Annotated in this window: 14 protein-coding genes; 2 read left to right on the top strand and 12 right to left on the bottom strand. The window is 39.8% G+C overall.

The window, feature by feature from the left end:
• Positions 1–162 precede the first annotated feature (162 nt).
• From bshC to IRB79_RS10055, 6 genes are all read right to left on the bottom strand, one after another.
• Entirely contained in the window at positions 163–1,797 is a 1,635-nt protein-coding gene (gene bshC / locus IRB79_RS10080; RefSeq protein ID WP_243508322.1) for a bacillithiol biosynthesis cysteine-adding enzyme BshC, read from the bottom strand.
• A 141-nt stretch (positions 1,798–1,938) separates the two neighbouring features.
• Complete coding sequence (locus IRB79_RS10075) at positions 1,939–2,325, bottom strand: DUF3397 domain-containing protein (RefSeq protein WP_312027182.1); 387 nt, start codon at positions 2,323–2,325, stop codon at positions 1,939–1,941.
• Positions 2,326–2,349: 24 nt separating this feature from the next.
• Positions 2,350–3,234: a 2-dehydropantoate 2-reductase gene (locus tag IRB79_RS10070; RefSeq protein WP_243508321.1), complete on the bottom strand. Its 885-nt coding sequence runs from the start codon at positions 3,232–3,234 to the stop codon at positions 2,350–2,352.
• A gap of 188 nt (positions 3,235–3,422) precedes the next feature.
• Positions 3,423–4,964: an acyl-CoA carboxylase subunit beta gene (locus IRB79_RS10065; protein WP_243508320.1), complete on the bottom strand. Its 1,542-nt coding sequence runs from the start codon at positions 4,962–4,964 to the stop codon at positions 3,423–3,425.
• A 117-nt stretch (positions 4,965–5,081) separates the two neighbouring features.
• A complete protein-coding gene (locus IRB79_RS10060; RefSeq protein WP_009330910.1) occupies positions 5,082–5,294 on the bottom strand; it encodes an acetyl-CoA carboxylase biotin carboxyl carrier protein subunit in 213 nt (70 codons plus the stop codon).
• Between the two features lie 15 nt (positions 5,295–5,309).
• Positions 5,310–6,653 carry an acetyl-CoA carboxylase biotin carboxylase subunit gene (locus IRB79_RS10055; protein WP_243508319.1) on the bottom strand — a complete coding sequence of 448 codons (1,344 nt, stop codon included), beginning with the start codon at positions 6,651–6,653 and terminating at the stop codon, positions 5,310–5,312.
• 264 nt (positions 6,654–6,917) lie between these two features.
• On the opposite strand from IRB79_RS10055, the gene IRB79_RS10050 reads away from it, so the two are divergent.
• Positions 6,918–7,391 (top strand): N-acetyltransferase, encoded by a 474-nt coding sequence (locus tag IRB79_RS10050; RefSeq protein WP_243508318.1) that lies wholly within the window; start codon positions 6,918–6,920, stop codon positions 7,389–7,391.
• A gap of 77 nt (positions 7,392–7,468) precedes the next feature.
• Here IRB79_RS10050 and IRB79_RS10045 read toward each other — a convergent pair whose 3' ends face one another.
• From IRB79_RS10045 to IRB79_RS10030, 4 genes are all read right to left on the bottom strand, one after another.
• A complete protein-coding gene (locus tag IRB79_RS10045; RefSeq protein WP_243508317.1) occupies positions 7,469–8,101 on the bottom strand; it encodes an RsfA family transcriptional regulator in 633 nt (210 codons plus the stop codon).
• A gap of 135 nt (positions 8,102–8,236) precedes the next feature.
• Positions 8,237–8,995, bottom strand: coding sequence for an enoyl-CoA hydratase/isomerase family protein (locus IRB79_RS10040; RefSeq protein WP_243508316.1), 759 nt, complete (start codon positions 8,993–8,995; stop codon positions 8,237–8,239).
• A 140-nt stretch (positions 8,996–9,135) separates the two neighbouring features.
• Entirely contained in the window at positions 9,136–9,309 is a 174-nt protein-coding gene (gene rpmF, locus IRB79_RS10035; RefSeq protein ID WP_009791160.1) for a 50S ribosomal protein L32, read from the bottom strand.
• 119 nt (positions 9,310–9,428) lie between these two features.
• A complete protein-coding gene (locus IRB79_RS10030; RefSeq protein WP_243508315.1) occupies positions 9,429–9,953 on the bottom strand; it encodes a YceD family protein in 525 nt (174 codons plus the stop codon).
• Positions 9,954–10,154: 201 nt separating this feature from the next.
• Between IRB79_RS10030 and IRB79_RS10025 the strand changes: the two genes are divergently transcribed.
• Positions 10,155–11,369 carry a nucleotidyltransferase gene (locus IRB79_RS10025; protein ID WP_243508314.1) on the top strand — a complete coding sequence of 405 codons (1,215 nt, stop codon included), beginning with the start codon at positions 10,155–10,157 and terminating at the stop codon, positions 11,367–11,369.
• 116 nt (positions 11,370–11,485) lie between these two features.
• On the opposite strand, the gene IRB79_RS10020 is transcribed toward IRB79_RS10025, so the two are convergent.
• Both IRB79_RS10020 and IRB79_RS10015 read right to left on the bottom strand, forming a co-directional pair.
• A complete protein-coding gene (locus IRB79_RS10020; RefSeq protein ID WP_243508313.1) occupies positions 11,486–12,496 on the bottom strand; it encodes a SepM family pheromone-processing serine protease in 1,011 nt (336 codons plus the stop codon).
• The gene (locus tag IRB79_RS10015; RefSeq protein ID WP_243508312.1) at positions 12,493–13,284 is read right to left on the bottom strand and encodes a patatin-like phospholipase family protein; all 792 of its coding nucleotides are present in this window, start codon (positions 13,282–13,284) and stop codon (positions 12,493–12,495) included. The genes IRB79_RS10020 and IRB79_RS10015 overlap by 4 nt, the downstream gene beginning before the upstream one ends.
• Positions 13,285–13,605: the final 321 nt, after the last annotated feature.

The following is a 13,605-nucleotide window of genomic DNA, read 5'->3' as shown; positions in this document are numbered from 1 at the left end:
ATTTTCCGTTCGTCTTTTTATTACATTTTCTTTAAAGTCTTTACTGTTTTTTCACAGATTTTCATGTGGTGGAATAGTCAGGAGATAAAGGGAATTCACCCTTTTTTCATCAAAAAAAAGACCTCATCCGCATGGAAAAGGTCCGAAGAATAATGGCGAATATTAAATTTTTATGACTTTGTGTGTCCCATCAAAATTAAAGGAGTAATCAATAAATTCTTCAAGGAAATCCATCCCATATTTATTAAGGTAATAGAGAAGATTCCAAACTCTCTCCTGAGGAACTCCACCCGGCCTCAGGGAGTTTTCAGCTTTTTCATATTTCATAATAATTACTTCATGTTTTTGCTGGATGGATTTCTGGATTTTATTCTCCATGAAATCTATCTGCCTTAATAAAAGATCTTCATTTTTCTTTAACATAGGTAGAAGGGCGTGAACCTCATTCATTGTAAGCTCTTCGATTAGCTCATAGTTTTGTTTTACTTGAGCTTTTGTTTTTCGGAATTGGGCTTCTATGCTTTCATTTTTAATACTCCTCAGATACTCATCTTTCTCTGATTCCGTGCCAGATACAAGCACGCCCTGCAAATCAAGTCCTAATTCTCGCAAATCACTTTCCACAGAACGTTCTAAGATAGTGATATTTAAACGGGGCATAATTGGAGGCATTTTCATTCCAAACCATTCAAATGCCATTTTTAGTTCAGCCCAATAGGCAATTTCGCCAGGCCCGGCTATAAAGGAAAGAACCGGAAACAGGCATTCCTGGGTGATGGGCCTCGTCACCACATTATTGCTCAGTCGTTCGGGATGATTTTCTGCAATCTCCAGAAGCTCATTCATTGTGAACTCGTGAGTGTGTTCCTTACCCGTAAATACCTTTTTCTCCTGATTGAACTCCAAAAGTATTCTTTCTTTATGCTTTTCGTCATAATAAAATAGGTTGGCAGCATTTTCACTTAAGTCAATGGCATTTGGAAACCCGGCATTCTCTAAATTTTGCTGCTGGCTTTTCACACGTTTTGTAATATCTTCAAACCCTTTGATCTGTTTGCCAAAAATGCTGCTTTCAAGTCTGCGAAGCTTTTGGTCACCGGAATCAACCAGAAGAAGCCCTGTTTCTTTAAATAAATGCATGATAATGCCGGCAAAGAACTCCACATAGGTTTGTGAATGCAAAATAATTTCTTCTAAAGTCAGAAGGAGATCTTTTGTATGTTTCGTCTCTCCGAAAGTCTCAATGATGTCTTCCACCCATGCCCTGCACTTTTCTCGGTTCAAAGGGATATTTGAAACCATCTTCTTCTCTAAAACTTTTTCAGGATATGTCATTTTTTCCATTTTATTATTCTTCTCGATGAAAATATGATTTACTTCCTGATAGTCATGATCTTCCCCCGCAATCCAGAATACAGGAACAACAGGGATTCCCAGCTCATTTTCCTGCTGTTTTGCAAGATTTATGATTGAGATGATTTTATGTATAGTGTAAAGAGGTCCCGTCAAAATTCCTGCTTGCTGCCCTCCGATAATCACTGCACTATTTTCTTGCTTCAGCTTCTTAAGTGAGTCATGAACAGCCGGGGAAGAAGGAAATCGATCCATAAACTCTCCAATATATTGAGAAAGTTCATTTCTCATAAACGACCGGCCTCTCAGTTCAGCTAACCGTGCTTTATAATCAGAGTCGGAATTATAACGATAGTGAAAAAACTGCATAATTTCTTCTGTTTGTGCAATATAATCTGTTGCAAACCGGTTTGTTGCCGGCAATGAGAGATTAAGAATCTCCATTAATGAACTTCCTTTCTCATAGCTGATCAATTTATTTTCATCTTATGAGTATAGCATTGTCTTAAATGAAAAGAAAAAAACTTTGCTTACCTAAATGCTTTAACTCTAAATGTAAAATAATTATGTTCTCAGACCTGCTTACTATGGAATAAAGACAACAGAAGTTACCCTTTGAACAAGCCCAATTAACATCAGAACTATATAAGCGGTGAAATAGAGTAAAAAATTGAATCTCCAGAACCCTTTGAATAAGACACGCAGATTGATCTCCTGCTTAATTCTCCAATGCATGATAATAAAAGTGACCGCTGTAATCAGCAGGGATAGGACTATCATCCATAAATAGGATTTATCCCAGATTACGATAATTAAATAGTGAACCGCCAAAATAAATAATAATGTGCTGACATCCAGGGCAATATGTACAGATCTTTTGTGTTTTTTAGTAATTTGTTTGCTGATAATAAAAACAGCCAGATATCCGAGCAGCGGTATGGTCACCAATGTTGCAATTAAGCTTGAGAACACAGTGTTCAACTCATTTCCCCCTTTTTACTCCCTGCCTTTGATCTGACAATAAAGACTTTCAGAATATGGAGCAGACATCTTCTTCTTTTCAGCTTCCTCCAGGATATAGCCTAAAATAGCATCTATCTCTGTTTCTCTGCCTTCTTCGATATCCTTAAGCATCGAGGATCTGTTCATCCCGGTTTCCTCACAGACACTTTTTACATGGGTTAATGCACCTGTTTTATCAGGAACATCTAATATGGTACTTACCTCGTCAAATAACTTCAAAAATAGCTGATAATAATATTTATTTGCTAAGAGCTCACCATTTCTCACACGGAGAACTGCAGTGAGCGGATTTATAACACAGTTTACGATTAATTTTTCAATTAGCATTTCTTTGTGATTCCCGACAAATTTAAAAGGAAAATAACAAGATGCCGAATCGGATATTTTCGATAAAAGTTCCAGATTTCCCTTTAAAGCAGCCACTTTGGTGACCCCAATCCCAGTATGCAGCACTGTGTCAGGCTCTGACTTTAAAGCACCATGCTCTACACTGCCCACATAAAGATTATCCGCTTCAAGCATTTCAGCCCACTTCAAATGCCCCATGCCATTTTGCAAAAACAAAAATGATCCAGACTGGCTAGTATTCATTTCCAATAAGTCCTTTACAACTTCAGGAATGCTGTACTGCTTAACCGCAATGATTGTTAAATCCTCTTCCCCCGTCCATTCTTTGAAATGGCATGCCTTGACGGGGGCATTGCTGCAAATGCCTTTTCTCTCAAATGTAAGTCCATTTATGCGCAGCTTCAGCAATTGACTATTGTTTCTAATATAAACACGCACTTCATGATTTTCATTCAAATAATGGGCAAACAGAAGGCCAATGGCGCCTCCTCCGATAATAGCTATTCTCATAACAGACTCCACCATTTTTACTTTTTAAGCATATTTTAACAAAATAAGATAAATTCATGGGTAAAATGGAATGTTTTAATCGATAATTCCAATATTTATTTTCTTAATTCCATTTTTCATCAGCTAAATCCTTTAAAAAAATCCCTTTTTCGAAAATCGAAAAAGGGATTTTTTTAAAGGATAAAGTATTAAACTGGATAAACTGGATGTTTGCGGACGCTGAATGTCAATTCTTTAGTCTCATACAGATTAAAACGGTTAATTAAAACATTTCTTAATTCTGAAGGCGCTACAATATCGTCAACAATTAATTCAGAGGCAAGCTTATAGATATCAATTGTTTCTTTATATTCCTGCTGTTTTTCCTGTACATATTTAACCTTTTCTTTCGGGTCTTCAATCGCATTGATTTTATTGGAATAAACAGCATTTACTGCTGCTTCAGGACCCATTACAGCGATTTGTGCTGTAGGCAGGGCTATACAGCAATCAGGTTCAAACGCTGGCCCAGCCATTGCATACAATCCGGCTCCATATGCCTTTCTGACGACAACTGAAATTTTCGGCACTGTTGCAGAACTCATCGCAGCAATAAGCTTTGCACCATGTCGGATAATCCCCGCTCTTTCAACCTTAGTCCCAATCATAAATCCAGGAACATCTGCAAGGAATAATAGCGGAATATGGAAAGCATCACAAAGCTGAATAAATTTCGCTGCTTTATCAGCAGAATCTACAAATAAGACCCCACCTTTAACTTTTGGCTGGTTGGCAATAATCCCTACAGGTCTCCCCCCTATCCGGGCAAGTCCCGTAATAAGTTCCGCAGCAAAAAGTTTCTTAATTTCAAAAAAGCTGCCTTCATCAATTACGGAATCAATACACTCATACATATCAAATGGGGCATTTTGATTTTTAGGGATAATTTCTTCAAGGCTGCGGCCGGATTTGGGCATTACCGCCTCGAGCTTCACTGGTTTTTCTTTGAAGCTTGCAGGGAAGTACGCCAAATATTTTCTTGCTGATTCAATAGCCTCTTCTTCACTATATGCAAGCACATCACCACAGCCGCTGACAGAACAATGCATGCGGGCGCCGCCCATTTCTTCAAGGGTGACCTTCTCCCCTATAACCTTTTCCGCCATCCTTGGCGAACCCAGATACATAGATGCATTTTGATCTACCATAACAACGATATCACAAAACGCAGGGATATAAGCTCCGCCTGCAGCAGAAGGTCCAAAAAGCAGACAAATCTGCGGTACCATGCCCGAAAGTTTTACCTGGTTATAAAAAATTCTTCCTGCTCCGCGTCTATTCGGGAACATCTCAAGCTGATCCGTAATACGGGCACCGGCAGAGTCTACCAGGTAAAGAATCGGAACCTTTAACTTCTCTGCCGTTTCCTGTATACGGATGATCTTTTCAACCGTCCTCGCACCCCAGGAACCGGCTTTTACTGTGGAGTCATTAGCCATTACGCAAACGGTCTGGCCATTTATCCTTCCAACTGCTGTTACAACCCCATCTGCCGGAAGATCACTTTCCTGGCAGTTCGCAAACTTGCCATCTTCCTCGTAGAATCCGTCATCAAACAGGAGTTCAAGCCGTCTTCTGACAAAGAGTTTGTTTTGGGATTCATTCTTTTCATGATATTTTGGATGTCCGCCAGCTTCTATTACCCTGCTTCTTTCCTGCAGCGTCTCAGTTAATGTCTTTGCAGTGGTCATTCCCATCCTCCTAAAATATGAATTTTCCATACTTCGTTAAACTTGCTTATTGCTGCACGGAGCAGACGGGGCTCAGCGCCAGCCCCCCTGTCACTGGATATCCGTGTCCCAGCCTTCTTATTCAAATACGATTAGCACATCGCCTTCATTAACAAAATCTCCTATGCTTACCTTCACTTCAGCTACTTTTCCAGCAGCTTCGCTTTCAACCGGAATCTCCATTTTCATTGATTCAAGCATTAATACTTCCTGGCCTGCATTAACCTCCTGACCCGCTTCGACCAAAACATTCAATACAGTACCTGCCATTGATGATGTAATTTCTTTCATTGTAATTTCCTCCTTTTAGTTAACGGCAAAAGCCTTCTGCGCTAGAAATGATGTAGAATAATTCCCTTTACGGAAATCTTCGTCTTTTAATAATTCTTTAAATAATGGTGCATTCGTTTTAATGCCTTCAATTTTCAGTCCATCAAAGAATTGTAAGGCATTTTCTATCGCTTCATCCCTTGATTGGCCATATATAATGCATTTTGCGATCATTGGATCATAAAATGGGCTGACTGCCGTATTTGAAGCATATCCATAATCAACACGTATTCCCGGGGAATCTGTCCATTCAAATTTAGACAATTTGCCAGGTGAAGGCATAAAGCTTACGGGATCCTCAGCATACAGCCTAAATTCAATTGAATGGCCAACCTGCTTAATACTATTTTGCTGCAGCGGCAGCTTTTCACCTCTTGCTGCAAGCAGCTGCCACTCTACAAGATCCAGCCCAGTTACTTGTTCAGTTACGGGATGTTCAACCTGAAGTCTTGTGTTCATTTCAAGAAAATAAAAGTTCTCCTGCTCATCCACAATAAATTCTATTGTTCCGGCATTTTTATAATTGACTGCTTTGGCAGCAGTCAAAGCCGTATCATACATTTTTTGTTTTGTTTGCTCTGAAAGGAAAGGTGATGGTGATTCCTCCACTACTTTCTGATGTCTCCTCTGAATAGAGCAATCTCTTTCAAATAAATGTACGATATTCCCATGATGATCACCAAACACCTGTATTTCGACATGTCTGGCATTCTCTATATATTTTTCGACAAATACTTCATCAGAACCAAAATAGGCTTTGGCACGGGCTTTTGTGGAGTCGAAAGACTTAGCGAGCGCTTGCTCATTTTCACAGCGCATCATTCCAATTCCTCCGCCTCCGCCACTGGCCTTCAGCATGACTGGATAGCCCATAGAATCTGCAAGTCCGCATGCTTCCTCAAGTGTGGATGTTCCCTCTCCGCTTCCTGGGACAACCGGTACTCCCGCTTCCTTCATGGTTTTGCGGGATACAATTTTATCCCCCATCAATTCAATGGTTTCAGGATCTGGCCCAATAAAAGCAATCCCCGCATCAATTACAGCTCTTGCAAAGCCGGAGTTTTCTGATAAAAATCCATATCCAGGATGAATTCCATCCACATTTTCACTCTTTGCAATTTCCAGAATGGCTTCTGTCTTTAAATAAGATTTATTAACAGGCGGTTCACCTATACGGAAAGCATATGTAGCTTCTTTAACAAATGGCAGGTCTTTGTCTGCATCAGAATATATGGCAACAGTCTCAATTTCCATTTCACGGCAGGTTTTTATTATCCTTAAAGCAATTTCTCCCCTGTTGGCAATCAGAATTTTTCGCACAATTCGGTCCCCTTTCTCATTGTAGTAATCCTGCAATAATATATATTTCTACAATCTTCTGCCTATTTCCTGCTGATTTTGTAAACGCTTTCTGATTTTTATAAAAAAACTAAAAATATATTAAGTTTTTCATATGTGCAGAATTTTTCGTTTACTTGTTATATAATAATAGACATAGAAAAAACCTTTCAACTATTAGGAAGGCATTATAAAGCGGTTACATCTGCAGAAGTCCTATACACCGATGGCTAAGGGGGAGATTTTATGAACTATAAAGTTGAAAAATTAAAAGTAAATTATAAAACACTGGAAGAGTTTAAGAAATTTAAAGAGTATGGACTGCAGGAGCTTTCCATGCTTGAAGACCTTGAAGCTAATATTATTGAAAATGACAGCGGGTCGCCTTTCTACGGCATTTATTTTGGGGATAAACTTGTAGCTCGCATGAGCCTTTACCAGATAGAAGCAAGATTCGACCGATATTTCGAACCTGCACAGGATTATTTGGAGTTATGGAAGCTTGAAGTCTTGCCTGACTATCAAAACAAAGGCTATGGCCAGACACTTGTAGAATTTGCCAAAGGAATTGGACTTCCTATTAAAACAAATCCACGCGTAAAATCGAAAGATTTCTGGGAAAAAATGGGATTCGAACCCGTCCATTATGATATGGAACGCGACCTGGGAGAGAATCCGCTGGCCTGGTTCCCGGCAGGGGTTAAAGAACAAACCCATTAAGCTGCTGTCTACTAAAATTAAGGCATTAAATAAGCGGACTAATTTTGTCCGCTTATTTCTATTTATTTACGGTTCATCTATTTCTCCACCTTCTCAGGCTTTATATCGGGATTCACAGTAAAATTCAAGTTTTTGTGGCGGGTGCCGTCTTTAAGACCGACAAGCTTTCTTGCACTTTCCATAATTTCTACCAGTGCTTTGTAATCCTGCTCCATCGTATTTAATTCTTTAATTAATTTCTCATTTTGAGCTGCCAGGTAGTACATTTGCTTCTCAAGCTCCTGAATGCGTTTTTTAGGATAAGGATCTTCTGAGACAGCAGGCTTCTGAGCATTTTCATATAACTCTTTCAGGAAAGAGACTAATTCCTCAAACTCGATAGTCCTTTTATTTGCCTGAACTGAGTTTTCATTTCTTTTTTCCTCCTTTTCCTCTGGAACAGCAGGAAGCTCATGTTCCCTTTGGGCAGCCTGCGGGTTTTTCTTCATTTCTTTTCTCTGTTTTTTTGCCAGTTCAATTCCTGATTTATATTGTTTTCTTACATAGGAATTCCAGCGAAATCCGCAGGCAGCCGCGGTTCTGCTTAACTGTTTGCCAACTTCTTCAAATGCCTGAAGCTGAGTTCCTCCTTCACGTATTTGACGGAGCACAACTTCTGCAAGCAGTAAATCTTCATCTTGAGACCAAGCATCCTGACGGGTTGAAGACATCAGTTTATCCCTCCTAGTGTTTTTCTTTATACATATGCCAATGCTAGAAAAGATAGACTGATATCATATTATAAAGTGTAACTTTATTCATCCCCAGGAAATTAATGGTTTTTTGCTTATAACGGAAGAATATGCTTAATGCTTATTCAGGAAACTGTCAACTTTATTATGGTGCGCTTCTCCCTCCCATAAAACCGAACAGCGACGCACTTCTTGATCAATTCTCTCTTCTAAGCCAGCTGCAGCCCACTTTTTTACAAGAAGGTCTTTATAAGCTACCAAAACCTCACTCTCAAGCCTGAGCATTCTTTCCAGAAAGCACTTGCACCCGTCGATTGGTTCCCCTTCAAAGACAGAATGGATGAAACCTAATTCTTTTAATTCTTCATCAGAATATAATTTTGCTTCCATCAGCATTCTCATGGCATTGGCAGGAAGCATCTTTTCCATAATGATGGAACCGCCGCCCCAGCCGGTTGTTATGGCTAAAGTTCCCTGGATAAAACCGGCTTTTATTCCTGCATTGGCAATCCGGTAATCACAGGCAGCAGCCAGCTCACAGCCGCCGCCGACAGCTGTTCCATTCAATATGGCAATAGTTGGTTTTGGCAAGAATAGTATTTTTTTTAAAAGACCAGCCATTCTGCTTAGCATTTCAAATGCTTCATCTTCTGTCTTTAAGCTGTGAAAGGAAGATAGATCACCTCCTGAGCAAAAAGCATGGTCTCCCTCACCGGTAATCGCAAGTGCCTTAACTGATTTCTCACCTGCCTTATGAAGTGCGATCTCCAGACCATCCATAACTTCATAGCTTATGGCATTTCTTTTTTCAGGCCTGTTAATCTTAAATACTAAAAGTCCATTCTCGAATTCTTCAATTATGTAAGGATTCATGGCTGCCTCCTTGTATTTGGTTAAACTATTTTTAATATTAGCAAAAATATACATAGACTTGTACTTTTTGATGAGCCAAACCAATGCTAAAAAACGACAAAAGCACAAGAACTATGTTCTTGTGCTTTATATCTAAAGGATTAGTCGTTAACTACTTCTTTTCCTTTGTAAGTTCCGCAAGCTTTGCAAACGCGGTGAGCAAGTTTCATTTCACCACAGTTTGGGCATTCTACCATACCAGGAACCTGTAATTTAAAATGGGTACGACGTTTTCTCTTCGCAGTTTTAGATGTTCTTCTAAAAGGTACAGCCATTCTTCCCACCTCCTTAAAGAGTATTAGAGGATGTCCATAGGAATTGGACACACCCATTAAGAAAGTTATGAAGGCCAGAGCAAGCTGGTGTCTTCAAGTGCTTCTTGTTTTTTCTTCCGTTATGAATCGGAAGAAGGATCATTGTGATCAAAAAATTGAGCAAGTCCGGCAAGACGAGGATCTACTTTATCCTGTTTATCCTGCTCCTGAATGACCTCCCAATCCTTACCGGATTGAGGAGCTCCTTCTTCACTGCTGTCTTCGCAGAAAACTTGCATTGGGACTTCGAGTAAAAGGATCTCATGAAGGATCGGATTTAAATCAATCACATCTCCTTTTACCTGGTGAACCTCCTCTTCAGTCTCATAATCAAGACCTTTTAAGAGGAAAGTTTCGGTTGTTTCAACATTAATTGGATAATTTACGTCAACTAAAGTACGAGAACAAGGCAGTATTAAATGACCCTTTATATTTAAATGAAAAGTCACTTTGGCAGAATCGATATCCGCACGGCCCGTCACATGCATTGGTGATGCACCGCGTATTTCCGGATTCAATTTCATGACCTCATCAACATTGACAGTTTCATCAATGGGAAAATCCTTGCTTCGATATTTTTGTAACTGACTTAAAGTCCATTTCATACGAATCACCCCAAGGCAACAAAGGTAATTATAGCCTTCCTATAATTATTTGTCAATATTTTTTCTTTACACTATAATGTAGCTAATATCATACTATTGAAGGCTTCTTTGTAAAAAAGTTTTTGCAGGATTTAAAGATTTTGTTTCTTAATACTTTTTCCAATACATTTCTTTTTAAACCTTTTCGAGGAGTATGTCAATATGAATGCAACAGGTGTAATTGTAGAATATAATCCTTTTCATAATGGCCATGCCTTTCATTTGGAGCAGGCAAAAAAAATCTCAGGTGCAGAAACCATCATTGCTGTCATGAGCGGCAACTTTCTGCAGAGGGGAGAACCTGCATTAGTTTCCAAATGGAAGCGTGCAGAAATGGCGCTAAGAGCTGGTGCAGATATTGTATTTGAGCTTCCATACCAGTTTGCAGTTCAGCAGGCAGATATTTTTGCTAGCGGAGCTGTATCCATTTTAGAAGCAGCCGGCTGCAGGAGCCTATGCTTCGGAAGCGAATCCGGCAATATGGAAAGCTTCCACCAAACTTTATTATTTCTGGAAGAACATAATACCGACTATCAAGAAAAGGTCAGAGTGCATCTGAATGCCGGCTTCAGCTATCCAAAAGCAACATCCATGGCATTCCTGGATCTGAATCCCGAAGGTGAATTGGTTGACCTTTCAAAACCAAATAATATTCTTGGCTTTCAGTATTTAAAGTCAGCCCGCAGACAATATTCATCGATGGAACTTTTTACAGTTGCAAGAAAAAGCGCAGGATACCATGACGAACAATTTGCTTCTGATTCCATAGCAAGTGCGACAAGCATCAGAAAAGCACTTTTTTCCGAGAATGGAGAGATTGAATGCATTCGCCAATATGTTCCGGAAACTACATATCAAGGTTTACTCCACTATAAAAAAGAGTTTGGCGGATTTCATCAATGGGAACAATACTGGCCTTTCTTAAAATTCCGTCTGGTTCATCTTCAGCCAGAAAAGTTAAGGGGCATTTATGAAATGGAGGAAGGCCTGGAGCATAGATTTCTAACAGCAGCACTCCAGGCAGAGAGTTTTCAGCAGTTTATGGAAAAGATTAAAACGAAGAGGTACACCTGGACAAGGCTTCAGCGGGCTTGTGTGCATATTCTCACGAATACAGAAAAAACAGAGATGCCCAATAAACCATTAAAAGCAAAATATCTGCATCTTCTGGGGATGTCCAAGAACGGCAGGAAGTATTTAAACATGCATAAATCCGACTTAAAACTGCCGCTGATTTCAAGAATTTCTTCACATAATGCACATCAGCTGCATTTGGATATCAAAGCTTCCCGGGTATATGCAATGGGTATAGAGGGTGCTCGGGACCAAACTCTAATGCAGAAGGAATTTAATCAGCCTCCTATTATGGTTGATTAAATCATGAACTATTTAATTTTATAAACTGACAGCATAGTTTGTCAGCAGATAAAAATGAAAAGCCAGCGGCATTTCTTAATTGCCGCTGGCTTTTCATTGCGTGGTGCATGCTCCTTTTAATCCAGGCTCCTTAAATATTCAACCGCATCATCAAAGGTGTCCACAGGAATAATTTTCATATCAGTCTTGATATCCCTGGCTGTTGCAACAGCGGCTTTATAATTGGAGTCTTCTGCTCCTTTTTCATTAGGGGCAAGGAAGATTTCTGCTCCGGCTTTGTCAGCGGCCACTATTTTTTGCTCGATGCCTCCTATTCTTCCGACTGACCCTTCCGAATTAATTGTTCCGGTTCCAGCTATTTTATAGCCTCCAGTCAAATCTTCCTTTATAAGCTGATTGTAAATCTCAAGTGAAAACATCAGCCCGGCTGATGGGCCGCCAATTTCTTCACTGTCAATATTCACGGCTGGTTCGACCTCTATTTCTTTGTCATCAACCAGGGTGATTCCCACGCCCGGCTTTCCTGTTTCTTTAAGTTTCTTTAAAGGAATCGAGGTTTCCTTAGTCTTATCCTGGCGTTCAAAGGTTAATGTTATTTCACTGCCCTCCTGCTTATTGGAGACCATGCTGATAAATTCATCAGAGGACTTGAACTCCTTACCATCCACTTTAAAGATGCGGTCACCAGCCTGCAGTTTGCCGTGAGCAGGCATATCAGGCAGCACATTAAGGATATATACGCCATTATAATGATAATGAATAGGTATGCCCGCTTTTTTATAAGCCGTTTCAATAGCAGCCAATTTGGATGTTGCCATGAGATGCAGCTGCCGTACATTATATTCTTCTTCTGTTTCATTTTCGGAACGTATTTCTTCTACAGGGTATAGTTCCTGATACTTGCTGAATTTAGCAGCAACGTATGCATATATGTTAGCCCGGCCCATTTTTACGGTTGTCAGCATGAAGGTGCCTTGTTCTTCATTCCCGTTTTCGACCTCAATAATTGGCTCCAGTTCTTTCGCCATACCTGGCTTTGATACATAATAAGGCAGATAATAAAACGAACTGACCAGAAGAATAACTGCCAAAGCCAAGAAGGAACGGGTATAAAACTTGCTTCTCATCTATCAGGATGCTCCTTCCATTTAGTTATGTAATGATGAATGCTGTCAATATGCTTTTTTGTTTCCTCTTCGCCGATTTTGATGATTTCTTCAATATTGGTAAATGCTCGGGAACTATACATTTCCACCCGGGGCCTGATCATAAAATCGGAAGCAATTTCCCGGTGAGTAACCAGCTCCATCTGCATGATATCCAGACTTTGCATGATTACGTCATAGATTGAAGTGATTTCCGCATTCGATTTTACATGTGAGACATCGATGGCGATGATAATATCAGCCCCCATTTCTTTAACAACAGACACAGGAACCCTGTCCACTACTCCTCCGTCCACTAAAAGACGCCCATTTAATCTTTCAGGCACAAATATGCCTGGGATGGATATGCTCGCCCTTACAGCATCGGAAATGGGACCGCTTTTAAAAACAACCTTTTCTCCAGTCATTAAATCAGTAGCCACAACATTGACCGGAATATCGAGATCTTCAAGATTTTTTCCATGGGTAAATATACGGATCAGTTCCTTTACTCGTTTACCTGCAACAAAACCCATTTTAGGCACCGTGAAATCTAAATAATACTTCCTTTTAAATGCTTTTGAAAGCTTATATAAACGATCAGCATCAAGCCCAGCCCCATAAAAGCAGCCTACCATGGCACCCATGCTGCTGCCGGCAATATAATCAATCGGTATGCCGGCTTCCTTCAAGACCTTAATGGCACCCAGGTGGGCGAATCCCCGAGCTCCTCCCGAACCAAGTGCCAAACCTATTTTCGGTCGTTGCAAAAGACTCCCCCCTTAAAACGCCAATGGCCGATTAGAACTTTTGCCTTCAAGTTATTCTATTCTTTTTATTTCCAAAAGAAGCATACAATAAAAATCTTCAAATGAAAATTCACATATGCTTGTACCTAATTCTATGGTCTATTTTAAAGTTCTATGAGTATATTGAGTTATATGGGGACAAGACTTGACAACTAAAATTTGATCCTTGTATACCTTTATTTCGTTCATTCAAGTGATATTAAATGAAAAAGGCCAGAGAAAATATATATTCAAACCCTTCTTAATTTTACCATTGTTTAAAATCATTGCACAGTCAGTACA

This window comes from Cytobacillus oceanisediminis (assembly GCF_022811925.1).
Taxonomy (GTDB): domain Bacteria; phylum Bacillota; class Bacilli; order Bacillales; family Cytobacillaceae; genus Cytobacillus; species Cytobacillus oceanisediminis_D.
Note: the sequence above shows the minus strand (reverse complement) of the source record. Positions and strands in the feature narration are given on the sequence as shown.

Coding starts and splice junctions, on each gene's coding strand:
- bshC (WP_243508322.1), bottom strand. CDS start 1,797: ATGGAGATTCTTAATCTCTCATTGCCGGCAACAAACCGGTTTGCAACA.
- IRB79_RS10070 (WP_243508321.1), bottom strand. CDS start 3,234: ATGAGAATAGCTATTATCGGAGGAGGCGCCATTGGCCTTCTGTTTGCC.
- IRB79_RS10065 (WP_243508320.1), bottom strand. CDS start 4,964: ATGACCACTGCAAAGACATTAACTGAGACGCTGCAGGAAAGAAGCAGG.
- IRB79_RS10060 (WP_009330910.1), bottom strand. CDS start 5,294: ATGAAAGAAATTACATCATCAATGGCAGGTACTGTATTGAATGTTTTG.
- IRB79_RS10050 (WP_243508318.1), top strand. CDS start 6,918: ATGAACTATAAAGTTGAAAAATTAAAAGTAAATTATAAAACACTGGAA.
- IRB79_RS10045 (WP_243508317.1), bottom strand. CDS start 8,101: ATGTCTTCAACCCGTCAGGATGCTTGGTCTCAAGATGAAGATTTACTG.
- IRB79_RS10040 (WP_243508316.1), bottom strand. CDS start 8,995: ATGAATCCTTACATAATTGAAGAATTCGAGAATGGACTTTTAGTATTT.
- rpmF (WP_009791160.1), bottom strand. CDS start 9,309: ATGGCTGTACCTTTTAGAAGAACATCTAAAACTGCGAAGAGAAAACGT.
- IRB79_RS10030 (WP_243508315.1), bottom strand. CDS start 9,953: ATGAAATGGACTTTAAGTCAGTTACAAAAATATCGAAGCAAGGATTTT.
- IRB79_RS10025 (WP_243508314.1), top strand. CDS start 10,155: ATGAATGCAACAGGTGTAATTGTAGAATATAATCCTTTTCATAATGGC.
- IRB79_RS10020 (WP_243508313.1), bottom strand. CDS start 12,496: ATGAGAAGCAAGTTTTATACCCGTTCCTTCTTGGCTTTGGCAGTTATT.